General features: G+C 34.6%; 10 protein-coding genes and 1 pseudogene. 6 read left to right on the top strand and 5 right to left on the bottom strand.

Going from position 1 to position 15,990, the window contains the following annotated elements; translation table 11 throughout:
• Window positions 1-129 precede the first annotated feature (129 nt).
• A complete protein-coding gene (locus F1Z66_RS03825) occupies window positions 130-3,099 on the bottom strand; it encodes a PQQ-dependent sugar dehydrogenase (RefSeq protein ID WP_149862281.1) in 2,970 nt (989 codons plus the stop codon).
• Between the two features lie 287 nt (window positions 3,100-3,386).
• Here F1Z66_RS03825 and F1Z66_RS03820 point away from each other — a divergent pair, with 287 nt between their 5' ends.
• Window positions 3,387-4,100, top strand: a complete 714-nt coding sequence (locus tag F1Z66_RS03820; RefSeq protein ID WP_149862280.1) for a hypothetical protein — start codon at window positions 3,387-3,389, stop codon at window positions 4,098-4,100.
• Window positions 4,101-4,170: 70 nt separating this feature from the next.
• On the opposite strand, the gene F1Z66_RS03815 is transcribed toward F1Z66_RS03820, so the two are convergent.
• Complete coding sequence (locus F1Z66_RS03815; RefSeq protein ID WP_149862279.1) at window positions 4,171-5,829, bottom strand: ArnT family glycosyltransferase; 1,659 nt, start codon at window positions 5,827-5,829, stop codon at window positions 4,171-4,173.
• Window positions 5,830-6,035: 206 nt separating this feature from the next.
• Between F1Z66_RS03815 and F1Z66_RS03810 the strand changes: the two genes are divergently transcribed.
• Both F1Z66_RS03810 and F1Z66_RS03805 read left to right on the top strand, forming a co-directional pair.
• On the top strand, window positions 6,036-6,488 hold the full coding sequence (locus F1Z66_RS03810) for a hypothetical protein (RefSeq protein WP_149862278.1): 453 nt from the start codon (window positions 6,036-6,038) through the stop codon (window positions 6,486-6,488).
• Between the two features lie 282 nt (window positions 6,489-6,770).
• Window positions 6,771-7,640: a Kelch repeat-containing protein gene (locus F1Z66_RS03805; RefSeq protein ID WP_159357554.1), complete on the top strand. Its 870-nt coding sequence runs from the start codon at window positions 6,771-6,773 to the stop codon at window positions 7,638-7,640.
• Between the two features lie 836 nt (window positions 7,641-8,476).
• Here F1Z66_RS03805 and F1Z66_RS03800 read toward each other — a convergent pair.
• From F1Z66_RS03800 to mpgS, 3 genes are all read right to left on the bottom strand, one after another.
• Complete coding sequence (locus F1Z66_RS03800; RefSeq protein WP_149862276.1) at window positions 8,477-9,502, bottom strand: Kelch repeat-containing protein; 1,026 nt, start codon at window positions 9,500-9,502, stop codon at window positions 8,477-8,479.
• A gap of 97 nt (window positions 9,503-9,599) precedes the next feature.
• Entirely contained in the window at window positions 9,600-10,196 is a 597-nt protein-coding gene (locus F1Z66_RS03795; RefSeq protein WP_149862275.1) for a beta/gamma crystallin-related protein, read from the bottom strand.
• A 216-nt stretch (window positions 10,197-10,412) separates the two neighbouring features.
• Window positions 10,413-11,627 carry a mannosyl-3-phosphoglycerate synthase gene (gene mpgS, locus F1Z66_RS03790; protein ID WP_149862274.1) on the bottom strand — a complete coding sequence of 405 codons (1,215 nt, stop codon included), beginning with the start codon at window positions 11,625-11,627 and terminating at the stop codon, window positions 10,413-10,415.
• Between the two features lie 534 nt (window positions 11,628-12,161).
• Here mpgS and F1Z66_RS03785 point away from each other — a divergent pair.
• The 3 genes and pseudogenes from F1Z66_RS03785 to F1Z66_RS16380 form a co-directional block, all read left to right on the top strand.
• Window positions 12,162-13,082 carry a Kelch repeat-containing protein gene (locus F1Z66_RS03785; protein ID WP_159357552.1) on the top strand — a complete coding sequence of 307 codons (921 nt, stop codon included), beginning with the start codon at window positions 12,162-12,164 and terminating at the stop codon, window positions 13,080-13,082.
• Window positions 13,083-13,550: 468 nt separating this feature from the next.
• Window positions 13,551-15,257, top strand: coding sequence for a PQQ-dependent sugar dehydrogenase (locus F1Z66_RS03780; protein ID WP_149862272.1), 1,707 nt, complete (start codon window positions 13,551-13,553; stop codon window positions 15,255-15,257).
• A gap of 111 nt (window positions 15,258-15,368) precedes the next feature.
• Window positions 15,369-15,984: pseudogene (locus tag F1Z66_RS16380) on the top strand (transposase); the annotation flags it as partial.
• Window positions 15,985-15,990: the final 6 nt, after the last annotated feature.

Here is a 15,990-nt window from a genome sequence, read left to right as displayed (position 1 = left end):
TATGGAATTTCCCATCCTACAGCGTAGATCTCAAGGTTTCGAATTTCTTTGTCTCCAACAGAGTGTTATATTGCCCGTAAATTATTAGATGTATATACTATTATTTGGTTACTAAAAAAATTTATGGATTTATTTTGGGACGATTCTATAGAGATTACCATACAAGTGAGACAACACATACAGATAACCATCTGGACCCTCCTTTATATCTGTAGCAACTCCAAATCCTTGACCAAATACTACAGAATCCAATTCAGCGTTATTATTTGCAACTTTGTCTACTAGATCTCCTTCTAAATCTAACTTTGTCCTGTCGTCTATCAGGTTGAAATCATACAGGTAGTTATTGTTATAGTCCGCTACAAACAAATCATTTTGGTATTGAGTCCCTAATGTATCGTTCTTGAGGAACTCAAGTGCTGTTACTCCAACGGACATGTTCCATGTAAACTCTGGACTACTGTAATGTCCTTTATCCGCAAAGGTTTCTAAATTATCTGGTATTGTCACGATCTTATCTCCAAAATATCCTCTCTCTGGGGGTAAAGGCTGTGCATTTTCTACAGGCCACCATCCCTGCACTTTTAACCATCCACTATTGAACCCTGGTTCTACCAAGTTTAGTTCGTCACCATAACCAGGACCGTTTTCACTGTCCCACAGTTTATTGGAAATCGGATCAAATGCTAATCCAAATCCGTTTCTAACTCCGTAAGCAAAATACTTGTTTAGAGGGCTATGATCCGCTAATACCCCAGTTGTTTTATTTTCTCCTCCTAATATTGGTTCCCCAAATGGATTTATTCTTAGTATACCCCCTCTTCCATCGGGTGGATGACCCGTAGGAACATTGGATGATTCTGCATTTACAGTACTATCTTCAAAAGTACCAGTACAAAATTCATCTTCCCAACAACTATCGCCATCTCCAACGAGGACATAGATGTTTCCATCAGGACCAACTTTTATCACTCCGCCGTTATGATCAGCGCCTGGACCTACTGGAAGATCCAAGATGAGATTAGGGTTTATTAGTTCGCTTCCTGTCCACTCAAGTCTATAAACTCTATTTCCCAAAGGATTTGTTTTTTCATCACAAACTGTAGCTCCAGAACAAACATCGTTTCCATCTTTTAGAGCTTGAGTATAGAAGACGTAAACATATGTTTTCTCGCCTGTAGAGTTATTCAATGTCTGATTCGCTACTGCAATACCTAGCAGACCTCTTTCTATCTTGTTTGCAACGTTAAAGTCTATGACTGGCTTATCCAATAAAGTCCCGTTTATTATTCTCATTATAGTGCCATTATTTTTTTCTAGGACTAGAATGTCATCTTTTCCGACAAATGCCATTGTTGTAGGATACTTGAGTCCACTGGCTACTAGCTCAACTTTCAAATTAGGATCAGCAACCGTTGGCATAGGGATCTGAGGAACAGTCAAATTGAGATTCTCGGAATCCATCGTCCCGTTAGATGTTTGAGCGTATACTATATTGTCCTCATTTACATGATTTGATCTAACTTCAATCAGTCCTAATTCCCGTACCTCTTTCATATTGGTAAATGGATATTGATTTATGTCAATATTTTTAATTGGATTGTCAACAAATAAACCCACTCTGTCGGAATTATGGTATATTTTTCTTATTTTATCGAGGTGCTCACCCTGAACCGAATAATCTAGTACGTCGTGCTTTAGTTGATTATCCACTACCATTAGGACATCGTCAGTCTTTAACGGTTCTCTCAAATAACGTTCAGGGAATACGTCCTTTACGAAATTTGTCTTGTCATGTATATACATAGGAATCCATGAAAAGCTTCTAATCCAGTGCTGACCCATAAGTGTTGTTTTCATATTAAGGTCTGTGTTTGAAACCACATAATTTGAGATAAATGCCGATAACTCAAAAAAGGTTTCGTTTGTATTATTACCAATTACCATTAAAGTGCAAGTTAATCCGAAAATACCTATTCCAGCAATCAGAATTATTGATAAAAAATTATGTATCTTAATCTTTCTTGCACTTTTTTTACCCATCGCAGATATTTTATTACTAATTGTTACTATTATAAACCCTCCTGAAATTGCTAATATGGGTAACAACTCAATAAAGTGAAAGTATTTTACTATTCCACCAACTTGCCAAATAAACAAGAAATAGGGAATAGTCCATAATACAAAAAGCAGATCCCTTTTGACAAATGTGAGAGTTAGTCCTCCAACAATACCAAGAATTACAAGTACAGGATCTGCAAAAACAATAAAATTCAAAGTATCTGCAAAGTCCCTTTCGCCTCTCTCAATCTGATATAAGATTCCATTTAGCCCATTCTCTAAATTACCACTATAAATAATATAACCTGGCCAAATTAAAGGAATTAATATAACTGGAATCAACCATAAACCTATTTTCCTAAAACTTTTGGTTTCTTTATAGATTATGTATCCTACTAAGGGAATGAAAGTTACTACTGGTATCTTGGTAAAAATTGCGAGTCCAAGAGTTATGCCGGACAAAAAGATCAAAGCCGTCACAGACGAATCTTTCTTAAACCTTTTTCCTACAAACAAAGCTAACAAAACTGAAGAGAGGAAAAATGGCATTAGTAAATTGTCTAATAGTGTCATCTTTAACATCCATGTTAACGGCATGACTCCAAAAAGTATGGCCGACACAAAACCTACTTTTTTTCCTTTCCATATTTCTCCTATCTTGTAAACTAATAAGGTATCCACAACTGCTAATAGTCCCATTATTATTCGAGGTGTAAGATATAGCTGTTCAATTGATTGAGGACTTTCAGCATTTTGATCCGCATGATATCTGTAATCTGCTATTTTTAGTAACGAGGCTAAAAAAATCTGACCAAAATATGGGTGGTCATAAGGATGATCATATACTAATATTGATTCTTGAGGTCCCTGGCCTTCTAATACTTGAAGTGCCCTTCTCATATAGTGATCTTCATCTATGTATATGGATGGAAATCCAGTCGGATTCCATAGATGTGTGAATGCAGATAATACTACAGGAATCAGGATGATTATTATATACTTGGTTTTATTGCATTGTTTTTCTGTACACTTTATCAAAAATTATTTCACCTTCCATTCATTAATGCGAAAAGGATAACACTGACACTTCGTGCTTTAACAACTAAATAAAAACATTATCGATATTATCTGAATTAAGAATGTTTCTATTCGAAAGATTATAGATATATGTGTTCTGATATGATTTTTGAAATTGGAAAATCATAATCTGACACTCCATTGTTCTTTAAGCAGAAAAAGGTGTTTAGATATAAATATAACATATGTCTCGATACCAAAGCATGTTGAATTTTTTGTTTGTTAGCGGTAAAATAAAAGTGGTCTTTTTGTCATGCTTTTTTGCTTTTTTTGCTGTAATTATTATAGATGGTGGCGCTGTATCAAAGTCCATCAGTATGGCTTTTGAACCAAGTCCGACAATTTTTGGCAACGAAACAGTAGCGGGATCGAAATTAATCTATGAGACTGTACCTTCAAACGTCTCCATACACGTGGAACCAAAGGACACTGGAACTCTATATCTGTCTGCATTAATTTTCAATGATACTGTGGATATTTTCCGTGATCTAAATGACGAACTATTTCCATTTCAAGTGGTAAATTGGTATCAACTCATAAAGCTAGAACCTAGATACAAAGAATCTTCTGCTTTTGAGAACTTTACTAATAGTGATTTGGTCGTAGGACAACTCCAAGATTTTGATAACTTTGACAATTTACTAGAGCAAGCAAGACTCTATAACAATATACCTTTAAATGAAACTTTTATCTTGGATGTTCCTAACAGAGACGTTAGTTTCATATTGCTTAAAATCGATTTTACGGATGGTGAATCAGCTATATATTACGGACTTTATGATGGAAATCAACAACCTAAAGACAAATCTGAGGTCAATCTCCGTTTAAATCCTAAATCTAGTTTGAAGATGCCAGAATCAGAATCAGCAACCGAAATAAAGAATGATGATTTATTATTTAATATTACCAAAACGTTTGTTTGTAACGATCTTTATAAATTAGGATATGAAAAGTGTCAATAATTTTCTTTTTTTGATTAAAATAATAAAAAAATCTACTCATCTTGATTAATATTGTTATCATGCATACTTTTTAAAAATTTGTCCTTACCTCTATTGGACTCCCACCCAAATTAAATCTCATACTGCTATATGGGTATTGATTAAAGTTAAACTCTCTCCCATTTCCTACAAAATATTTTGATGAATTCAATCTCTTCATTACTTCGTAAATTCTATCAGCAGATGCAATATCTTGATTCCATGTACTGTTTTTTGATTCTACATTATTAGCTAAAAAATCTCTGAAGTATCTATCCAAAACTAAAATTAACTTGGTGTCATTTCTGAATTCTTTGTCTTCTGTATAGCTATAAGAAGTTTCATTGTAAGAATATATGTATTTGTAAATCCACGAATATATTGGACTAGCAATCATCGTTGTTTTTAATTTGTTGATATTGCTATCCCTCAAATTATTTCTTTCTCTTTGAGAATTTCCCAAGTCAGATATCGGTTCGGCATTCTTTTGTTTGAAGGGATCTTCTAATCCTAAGTCAAAATTAATATCTCCTTTAGATAGAATTGCATTAATATAAGAAATCGTTTGATCTTGGAATGACCCTACATCAGTCAAAATCAAAAGTAAGGTTGAGAGAAAGCCAAAGGTGATAACAAGTCCAATAATTGAAACAGTAAATAATTTAAATTTCGAAAAGGAGGAAATGATTCTTATTATTAGTACACTGGAGGATATACAAACAAATCCAAAAATAGGTATCATGTAGAACCAATTTATATAATCTATTAAAATTGAAAAAAAAGCTAAGAATGGTATTATTCCTAGTAAAATAAAATAATCTCTTTTAATAATGGCAAATAAGATCCCTGCAATGCCAATTGAAAAAATGGTTGGGTCGATTTCAAGAATGTTATAGATGGCGTCGAGCATGGCGGCGTCGTGTCTCATCATTTGAGAACTTACACCTAGCGTCCATTGTTCAAATTCTCCCTTAATTAATGCATCTAGTGGCCAAATTGTTGAGATTACAATTTCCGGAATCATGAATATTATGATATACGTCAACTCCTTGTTCTGTTTGTAGATAAGATATATCAATAGAGGAATCATAAGAAATATCGGTGCTTTTGTAAAAACTGATAACCCGAAAAGTATTCCTGAAACTGATATTAATAACCATGTGTTTTTTCTGTTCGACTGATTTTGATAATTTGAATACAAGACAAGCAAAACAGATCCAAGAAAAAAAGGCAACAGTAGCGATTCCAAATAAATTCGTCGTAGTGCCCAGGTAAAAGGCATTACAGAAAATAATACCGCCGATAAAATTGCTACGTTGCGGTCGTACAATCTTTTTGAAATTGCATACACCAAAAATGTATCTATTATTGCAAATAGGCCCATCATGAGTCTAGGAATTAAGTAGGGATTGTTGGCTAATCCTTGAAATTGTGTATCTGATAATACAAGAAGAGGGTAATTAACAACTTTTAAAAGAATTCCAAGCAAAACCGGACCAAAATACGGATGATCATAAAATGAAACATTCCATCCAACGTTTCCCAAGGTCAAAAAATGCATTGCTCTGTACATATAAGTCCCTTCATCTATGTGGATAGTGGGGAATCCAGTAACATTATAGAGATGAAATAATGTTGATATAGAAATTATCAAAATGATTGTAAAGTATTTGCTTTCATAAATCAATGTCATTCTGGCTAGCAGAGACATTCAGTTTCGAATTTCCTCCTAATTCTTTAACTAAGACTAATAGTTTGATATAAATCTATTTCTTAGGTAACATTTTATAGGTTACCAAAGCTTTTATTTATTTTTATTTCATCAAGTAAGGATATTTTTCAATCAAGGTTCACCTTCATTCTATGAAATGAGAATTAACAAATGTATTATATTGTTAAAGAATCACTTATCGTTAAATGAATAGTAATCCTCTTGCCAAATTCAAATTCAGTACGATCTTTGTATTCATGATTTCCGCTGTTACATTACTAATTACAGCATCTCCCAGCATTGTTTTTGGACAAATTGAAAGTGAGTCTGCTACAAGCGAAGAAGATAGTCGTTCTCCAATCGCAATTATTAACGAAATAAGAAATCTCTTGACACAAGCAAATAATCAATATGCATCTCAAGATTTTGTAGCAGCTGAACAAACAGTCAGAACTGCTTATTTAGATCATTATGAATTCTTAGAAGGACCATTAGCTGCATTGAATCCTGAATTAATGGAAGCAACTGAATTATTAATTCGTGAAGACTTGATATCGGCCATTCAGGAAAGAGCACCAGTTTCAGAGATTCAGAATTTGATAAATACAATAAATAACAACTTGGATCAAGCAGAAGTTTTGTTCCAACAAAATCCATAATTTTTTTAATCGAGTAATTCAAGACAATTGTATTATTCCATCTCAGACATAATTTTATAATATACTACTAGTTTTAATAAGAATATTTTAATTTCAAATTAGAGGATCAGCAATTCCTTTATATCTACTTTTAAAAAATTAGCTATTATGAATTTTTTCACAAAAAAACACTTGACGACCTTCCTTTGTATAATAATGATATCAACATTAAGCATGATAAATTATTTCCAATTTTCATATTCACAACCGGACACTGGAGTTTTTTGGACCCGAGGAGCAGATATGCCTCGCCTAACAACTGAAGCTACAGCAGCCCAAATTGGTGACGGCATATATGTAATAGGAGGCTATGATCAAGAAGGAGAAGGAGTAGGAATGGTTGAATTGTATAATGCTACAATGGATACTTGGTCTGAAGATATATCACAATTACCGTTACCTCTGCATCATGTAGCAGCGGCAGCTTTTGATGGCAAAGTCTATGTTGCAGGTGGTTACACAGGAGATTGGACTGCAAGTGATAGACTTTTCATTTATGATCCAGTTACGAATGAGTGGACCCAAGGCAATCCTATGCCTACCCCACGAGGATACCCTAACGCAGAATTTGTTAATGGAACTTTATATGTTATGGGTGGTGATGGTGGAGAGGGATATGATAGAGCCTTAAACACAACCGAGGCATATGATCCAAATACCAATCAATGGACTACAAAGGCTTCTATGCCTACATCCCGTCATCATGCGGCATCTGCAGTTGTTGATGGAAATATATACGTAATCGGCGGTAGAATTGGAGAAGAACTTAACAATGTTGACTTGATTGAAAAATACGATCCTGTCTCTAATACTTGGATTACTGATCTCTCACCCATGCCATCAAAGAGGAGTGGAAATGCTGCTACATCATTAGATGGATTTATTTATGTTTTGGGAGGAGAACAGAATCAGGGTGCCTTCAATGATAACGAACGCTATGATCCTCAAACTGATACGTGGACCAAGGAATTACCCATGATGAATGCTAGACATGGATTTGGTGCAGCGTCTTTTGATGGTAAGATTTATGCGATAGGAGGCGGACCTCAAAGAGGTTTCTTTACATCAAATATAACTGAAATATATCATCCTCTAAATCGCACTAGTCAATAATTATGGACTGATCGGAGGGATAGTTTTTGCCTGTTTGAGATGCTTCACCATTAGACATGTTCATATTCTTTTTTTATTGATTATGATTTAGAAAACTCTAGTAAACCTATGCGAGTTCTAGGTTTACTGGAATTAAAAAAAGTTGATATCTTGACCCACAATTTCATAAATTTAAAAGGATTTCGCCTTTGGCTGCATTTTGCATTAATATCTTTTATGCCAAGATATTTCCCATCAATCTGTACATAGTAAATATGACCCTCATAGGTTACTTAGTGTAGTAAACATTTTTTTTGGCTAATTCCATGATGTCTAGAGAAAATACTGTATTTCAAAATCTAGATAGGCTGGGATTGTCATCTAGAGTTGGATAAATTGATGGAAACAGATTCAGATAGAACGTCTTCCATTGAAGCAGATATAGTTTTCAAATTAATATAGAGTATATTGGGTTTATGTGTTATTAGGTCTTAATAATCCATGATCGAGCCTATATTACTGAAATTAAAAAAAATGGGTTGTCTATTACCTCTTGTTATAATATGATCAGACTTTGAACAGTAATCGGAGATACAGGCGGTATATATTTTTTTCATCTTCTAATATGGTCAAGAGATTACAACTTTAGACTCGATTATTTTTGTCACTATTAGATGTCATATGAGAATCGTGAGTGATATTTAATAAATGACTGGGCAAACAAATTAAATAAAGTGGTTGTATTAAATGGCATTTCGATTACCATACTCTGCAAATTTTCCATACATCTTAAATAAACAACTATGAATGAGCTTCACAAAAGATTAACCCACTATACTATTGAATATGATACTGATTTATGGTATTTTGTTCTGGTGACTACTGTTTCCCGGAGTTAATACCTCGTTTATATTCATAGCCTGAAGTCCTTCATGCTGTCCGCCAAATACATATATTTTATCATTATATGCTGCAACTGCCAAGCCCGATCTGTCTGCTTGCATATCAGGCTCGATGGACCATTGATTAGTAATTGGATCGTATCTCTCTATGTTTTTGCTAGCTCCGTCTGCCATCTGTCCGCCAAATACATATATCTTCCCGTCTAATGACTCGGCTGAAAAGCCGCTTCTTCTGATGGGCATTGGATCCATCTCTGTCCATTTATCTGTCTTTGGATCGTATTGCATATTATCGTCTAGGTTTGTGAGAGCATCGTTTATTTCATTAGGTACTCCATTGCCAAACAGTCTTCCACCGATAACATAAATTTTGCCGTCAACCGTGGCAGATGCGGCATGGTGTTTTGGACCATTATGTTCTGGCATTGGAGCTTTAGTCATCCATGTGTCATTTTCTATATTATATGCAAAATTAGTCCTTACGGGGTCGTGATCCAAATTTAGACCTGATATGATATATATAGTGCCATTTACAACTTCTGCTACTGAGGCAGCTCTTGGTTCGGGCAGAGGGTTTCCCTCAGTCCATTGATTTGTTACAGAATCATAAATCAATACCTTATCTGTGGTAATTTTATCCTCTTGAAAACCTCCAATCACATATATTTTGTTTTTATAAACAACGGATGGTGCATGGTCAAGTGAATATGGTAGAGGATTTCCCTTGGTCCAATTATTGTTTTGGGGATCATATATTTCGACTAAATTTAGTTGACCACCATTTCTATAGTCCGCTCCACCGATGACAAATATCTTATCATTTACGACGTCTGCAGTAATTTCAGTTCTATTTGTTGGCATTTCTTTTCCAAATTCCCAAGTGGAATTGTTGACGGCGTTAGTATCCTCTGGTAATGCAAAAATGATTGTAAACACAAATAAAACGGATATTGAAACAATCGCACTGTACTCTGATCCCATGATTGAGGATCCCTAAAATAAAAATGACTTATAACCTTTTGTTAAATTATCATTTATGAAATACACATCATACAATAATAGAGTTTGAATTGTTATATTAATTAGATCCGTTAGTTATTATTCCCGGTTTGATGTTCTTGAGTTCTAAAGTTTCTGGGGATAAAACTCTTAAGGATGAAATTTGATCATTAAGCCATCCTAGAGTTTGAATGTTATGTTTACCTGCACCTAGTATCATACAATTTCCTGCATAGCTTTTATGTTCGCAAACTTCTACCATGTATCCTGCACTCTGATTTCCATCAATTGTAATTATTAAACTACTTATCGAATCTTGAAATTGACCATTGATCAATGGAGTGTTTTGAGTAATTATTGTGTTATTCCCTACAAAATTCTTATGAATAAAAACTTGAGCAGCAAAGTGGTTAGTGAGGTTAGCAACTGGTGGCTCCAATGATGTTGTGTTAGCAACTGGGGACTCTAATGATGTTGTGTTAGCAACTGGGGACTCTAATGATGTTGTGTTAGCAACTGGGGACTCTAATGATGTTGTGTTAGCAACTGGGGACTCTAATGATGTTGTGTTAGCAACTGGTGGCTCCAATGATACAGATTCATTTGATAGAATTTTGGAATCTATGTTTTCAGCATCAAAAAAAGATTGATTCTCTGTAGTCGCTTCGGATTGCATGGGTCGAATAATTAAACTTGAAAATACAGTTACGAATATCAATAACAAAGATACAAAAACCAACTTACTATACATGTTGAGAAAACAAAGGAAAGCGTAATAAAAACCTGTACTAGATTCTAGGATTTGAAATTTGATTTGTAATAATCTAGAAATTCAAAAAAATAGCATAGATCTCAAATTTGTTACCTTTTGAAACCTTTATTTAAACTTAAATCATTGGACGTTAAACAAATGCAATAATTGAGGACTATCAATTACTAATTCATTAAATTTGTCAATTGGGATAGTGTTGATAGGCGCCATAATGTGGTCATTATTGTTCCCATTAAGTTTTATGCTGCCGTTGTTTGCTTTATGTTGTAACATTATCATATGATTTTTTATATCTTTGGTAATTTCGGTATTGCATATTTTACTGTTGTTTATGACATTGAGAGATTCATATAACATTCCTGTAATGTGTTCATCACCTTTGTTTTCATGAAAATGTGGATTCCTTGTTTCTATCTGGAATACTTCAACAAAGTCCTTAGTCGAGTTTGTAGTTTCGTTGATTATTCCACCAAATTTTTCTAAGATGTTTATTAATTCATATGGTTCTACCGAATATCCTGTTGAAAAATCCATGTTTTCAGCTAAACTCATTGATAATGCGTGTTCACCTGCATTGCCTGTGGTTACAATGTCTCTTTCAAAACCAGTTATATATGAGATCAGATCATTGAGATATTTATTACTGTGTTCTGAGATACGTCCCCATCGAGGGAAATAGACTCGATTATTAGCTACTTTGGGCTTTGAACGCCAACAAACCCTTACGTTACTTAAATGAGACTTGGACATGGCAAACCCTGAAGCAAAGATTTTTACATATTCATTTACCGCACCGGGAAAATAATTATCGCTATCAACAAATCCCACATATTTCATCCCGTGCATCTTTGCCAGTAATATGCCTATTACCATTCCTTCAGCCTTTCCGCTACGAATTTGGCTATAATTATCCAAAATTGAGGAATAATTGAGCTTGTGAAATATTCTACCAAGATTCGAATCTCTCTGATGAACAATTGCAATCCTTTTATTAGTAAATTGAGAATATTGTTTGACCATCTCAACTTCCATAGAATATCTATCTACAGGAGTCTTTTGACTGTTTGAAACTATGATGATTAGACATTCATTAGGAACACCACTAAGGACACCCTCCAAAAGACTTAGTTTTTCATTTTTTACTGGAATGACTATTGCCATTTCGTTACAGATTTTAGATATTTTTTTGTTACCAAAAGATATTGTTGAATTGTTGAGTTGAGAGTTCTTTGTTTTAGTACCATATCCTGAATCTATTTCATATACCTTCTGCAATGAGTGAATTTTGACAGCACCTATGACTTCAGTATACTTTGGAGGAAAGTCTAATCTCATATATCCTTCTTCCTATATACATCATAGGTTAATAATATAATATATGTTGAACCTTGTGAATGAATAAAAAAATTTTGCAAGTATTTAACCTTTACTATAGAAAATCTTTTAAATTGATATAAAATATATCGCTTGGACTTGGATTCTACTTCAATAAGTATCTAATATTCAATAAAATCACAAAAAGAGTTTTCTACCTTTAGGTCTTATGTCATTAACGTGCCTTAAAAAAATAATTACTGATTGATGATGACAGGTATATTTTCTATACTGTGATTATTTGAATAGTAACATAAAGTATTTATGAATCAGGATTCATCAAACTCAAAGTCTTTGTATTTAGCGAATTTATAATTAAATCAAAATGTTCGCAACCTCTAAGGATACATATCTGTTGTCATAAAAGTACATTATCATGTTTGAGGATTGTCTTCTATTTTATATTAGTTCTCTTATAGTAAGAATGTTATGATAAATAAAAATTTTAAACTGCTATCCCTTGTTATTTTGGTTTTTATTTTTTTGGTTGCTATTTTGAAATCAGATGATTATATTGCTGCTTTTTCTCAAGAATCAAGTGGATATGGAACTTGGTTAGAAGGAAAATCGTTACCAACTCCACGTACTGAAGTAACGGCGGCAAGTCTTGATGATTTAGTATATGTAATGGGTGGGTTCACAAATGATGGAAGAATAACTAGTACAGTTGAGGTATATAATACGACCAACAATCGTTGGAATGCAAATTCAAGTCCCTTGCCTGTTCCACTTCATCATACAAGCTCATCTGTCTATGATGGAAAAATTTATGTTATCGGTGGATATACGGGAGATTGGAATCCCAGTAATCTGTTATTCATATATGATCCTAAAATTAATAACTGGACGATCGGCCCATCAATGCCTACAGCAAGAGGTTCTCCAGTATCGTCTTTTGTAGGTGATGTTCTGTATGTAATTGGTGGTGATAAGCATGATCAGTCTCTTTCTACTGTAGAAGCTTATAATACTATCAATGGAACGTGGACAAGTCTTTCACCAATGCCTACGGCAAGACACCACGCAGCATCGGGAGTAGTAGATGGAAATATTTATGTAATCGGAGGAAGGATCGCTACTTCCCTTGTGAATGTGGATGTCGTGGAAAGATACAACCCAATTTTGGATAAATGGGATTCTGATCTTTCACCCATGCCCTCTAAGAGAAGTGGAATTGCTGCAACTACTGTTAATGGCCTGATCTATGTATTGGGTGGCGAACAGAATCAAGGTACTTTTAACAGGAATGAGGTGTATAATTCAACCAATAATGTTTGGACCGAGGAAACACCTATGCCTACAGCTAGACATGGACTTGGTATTGCTAATATCGAAGACAAAATCTATGTAATCGGAGGGGGACCACATCCTGGACTTACTGTAACTGGCAAAAATGAGGTTTATTTTGTTAATTAAGAATGAATTATACATATGCGCTTATGAATCAGACCGAATTTTCGCTACGAGTAAAGTCCAAAGTCCATCATATCATGTAATGTGATTCTGAGACACCAAATATGAAAAAACATAAAATTGACTTTGACCTAAAACTTTTTGCAACTAATCAAATATGGATTAGAATATGTGGTTTTTTCTTTGTAATTAAGTTTACTTTCTATACTCATATCTCCTAGTCATCCGCTAGTTGACATGATTTCATTAGATTTTTTAACTTTACACGTTTTTATGCTATACCTTGAACTACAAAATCATCGATGCCCTTTTTGTAATCATCTTTATTCATAATTGTAAAAAACTATAATATTGATTTACAATAATTTTATAATAGTGGAAGATATCTTTACTTGTTTATGATGAAATTACTATCTCAGTTACGAAACCTTAATTAATTTAACATAATCCTTAGTATAAATAGACAGACTTATGGTTAGTAATAGACAGAAACTGTTGATTTCCTTTTTTGCCATGTTCTTGATTACCATTTCATCCATTACTTCTTCTATTCAATTATCTTATGGTGCATATGCGAAGGCACCTTTATCTCCAAATGGTCCAACCGTAAATGATGACACTCTAACTGTGGAAAAAATAGCGGATGATTTGGAATTTCCAACCAGTATGGCATTTCTTGGTCCGAATGATATTCTAGTTACCGAAAAAACTACAGGAAAAGTAATGCGAGTAACAAACGGGATTGTGAATCCGAATCCGGTTCTGGATGTACCTGTTGCCAATGGAATTGAACGAGGTCTTTTAGGTATTGCTGTAGCGAAACAGCCCGATGGGAAAATCTATGTATTTCTCTCTTACACTGAATCAGGTAATGGTGTTGATGGCAGTGATGTTACTAGCTTTGTTGAGCCATTAGGTAACAGACTTTATCGCTATGAGTTTGTTGACGGCAGATTAATTAATCCTGTGTTATTATTGGATTTGACTGCTGTTCCTGTTAATGGTAGAGGAGAACATAATGGAGGCAAGATAAGAATCGGTCCTGATAATAATGTTTATTATATGGTAGGAGAAGTGGGTGGACATCGAACACAGGCTCAGAATATTCTTACAGGACCTCCTCCCAATGGTTTAGGTGGAGTGCTGCGTATAACCCAAGATGGGGGTATAGTAGATCCTGCTAACCCTATTTTCGGAAAAGGATTGCCATTGAACATTTACTATGCAATGGGCATCCGTAACAGTTTTGGAATGGATTTTGACCCTCTAACGGGTAATCTGTGGGATACTGAAAATGGTCCTGCAGCTGGTGATGAGATAAATTTGGTTTTCCCTGGTTTCAATAGTGGCTGGTATCAAATTCAGGGTTTTGTAGATGATGACATACTAGAACATGGAACTACCGAAAATGATCTCGTAGTTTTCGGTAGTAGTCAATATGCTGACCCGAAATTTGTATGGGATACCACTATAGGTATAACCGCATTAAAATTTCTAAATTCCCACAGATTAGGTGATGAATATGCAAACAATATGTTTGTAGGTGATATTAATAACGGACTACTATATCGATTTACACTTAACGAAGAAAGAGATGCAATTTTTATAAATAGTACATATCCTGGAAATATAGATCTTTTGCAAGATAATGAAGTCGACGATCCTAAGGAAAACCAGCCATTAATTTTTGCCCAAGGTTTTGGCGGGATAACTGACATTGAAGTTGGACCTGATGGGTATCTTTATGTTTTAAGTTATACTGGATCACTATTTAGAATATTGCCTATTTCTGATAGCATAAAACCTGGTAGTCCGCCGGTCGTATCTGCTGAAGAAGAGACTTTGCGTAATCAATCAGTACCTGCAGTAATACTGGGAATTGATGGAGATGACTCCTATTCTCCTAATCCTATTGAAATTAACGTGGGTCAAACAGTAACTTGGTATAATGGTGATACTATTTCGCATACCGTGACCTCAGGAGCAGATGGGGATCCTGATGAAGGTACTCTGTTTGATTCTGATGCGATAATCCCGAGTCAGTATTATAGCCTCACATTTAACCAGGCTGGGGACTTTCCTTACTATTGCATTTACCATCCAACCATGGTGGGAGAGGTCGTTGTAGACACACCTAACAGTGATGACTCTGACAGTGATGACTCTGACAGTGAATAACCCTTCTATTCAATCGTCATTGTCAGTTACATTATAAATTATTTAGTCCAAAAAATTGGACAGTTTATAGCAATTTTGTATATAATAATAATTACATCATGATTTCCATAGATAGCTAGCTCTGGAGCCAAGATAACCAATAGGGGCCAGTGGATGAATGGATGAATGGATGAGAAATGGAAGGGAAATGGAAGGTGCAGAATAGGAAAAAAGGCTATCTAAAGATCCATATCGCTTTAAACATAAAAACAAAGGAAATCCTTGCCCGCGGTAACAGATGAGAAGATTCATGATGGTAGACATTAAAGAAATTGGTCGACCATGTTCTGAATACTACCACTATCTCTACCTCTCTACCACTACCTATGCGAAGAATTTAATTCGCTACTCTCTCCTAGGGGATGGAGCTTATGATTCAAATACAAACTTTCAGCATCTTCAGGAGAAAGGAAGGGATCAAACTGGGAATAAAGGTAAGAAAGAATTCAGTCGTTACACCTAAAAACAACAGTTTAAGAAATGAGGAAGCAATACTGCAAACAAAAGAGATCTATTGAAATGGAAGAAAAAGAAAAGAAAGTACGGACATAGATGGATGGATGGCTGAAACTGCTTTCTTAACATTCAAAAGCATTTTGGCGAGTGTATGTATTCGCAACAAGGTTTCAAAATGATAAAGGAGATGATGATAAAAGTGTCATTGTATAATCTGTTTAGGAGAATATAAGGTAAC

The sequence above is a fragment of the Candidatus Nitrosocosmicus agrestis genome, from assembly GCF_008389435.1.
GTDB lineage: Archaea > Thermoproteota > Nitrososphaeria > Nitrososphaerales > Nitrososphaeraceae > Nitrosocosmicus > Nitrosocosmicus agrestis.
This window is presented reverse-complemented; position numbering and strand designations above follow the sequence as displayed.

What these genes read in the sequence shown, in the direction of transcription:
- F1Z66_RS03810 (WP_149862278.1), top strand. Translation starts at nt 6,036, where the DNA reads ATGAATAGTAATCCTCTTGCCAAATTCAAATTCAGTACGATCTTTGTA.
- F1Z66_RS03800 (WP_149862276.1), bottom strand. Translation starts at nt 9,502, where the DNA reads ATGGGATCAGAGTACAGTGCGATTGTTTCAATATCCGTTTTATTTGTG.
- F1Z66_RS03815 (WP_149862279.1), bottom strand. Translation starts at nt 5,829, where the DNA reads ATGTCTCTGCTAGCCAGAATGACATTGATTTATGAAAGCAAATACTTT.
- mpgS (WP_149862274.1), bottom strand. Translation starts at nt 11,627, where the DNA reads ATGAGATTAGACTTTCCTCCAAAGTATACTGAAGTCATAGGTGCTGTC.
- F1Z66_RS03795 (WP_149862275.1), bottom strand. Translation starts at nt 10,196, where the DNA reads ATGCAATCCGAAGCGACTACAGAGAATCAATCTTTTTTTGATGCTGAA.
- F1Z66_RS03805 (WP_159357554.1), top strand. Translation starts at nt 6,771, where the DNA reads ATGCCTCGCCTAACAACTGAAGCTACAGCAGCCCAAATTGGTGACGGC.
- F1Z66_RS03780 (WP_149862272.1), top strand. Translation starts at nt 13,551, where the DNA reads ATGGTTAGTAATAGACAGAAACTGTTGATTTCCTTTTTTGCCATGTTC.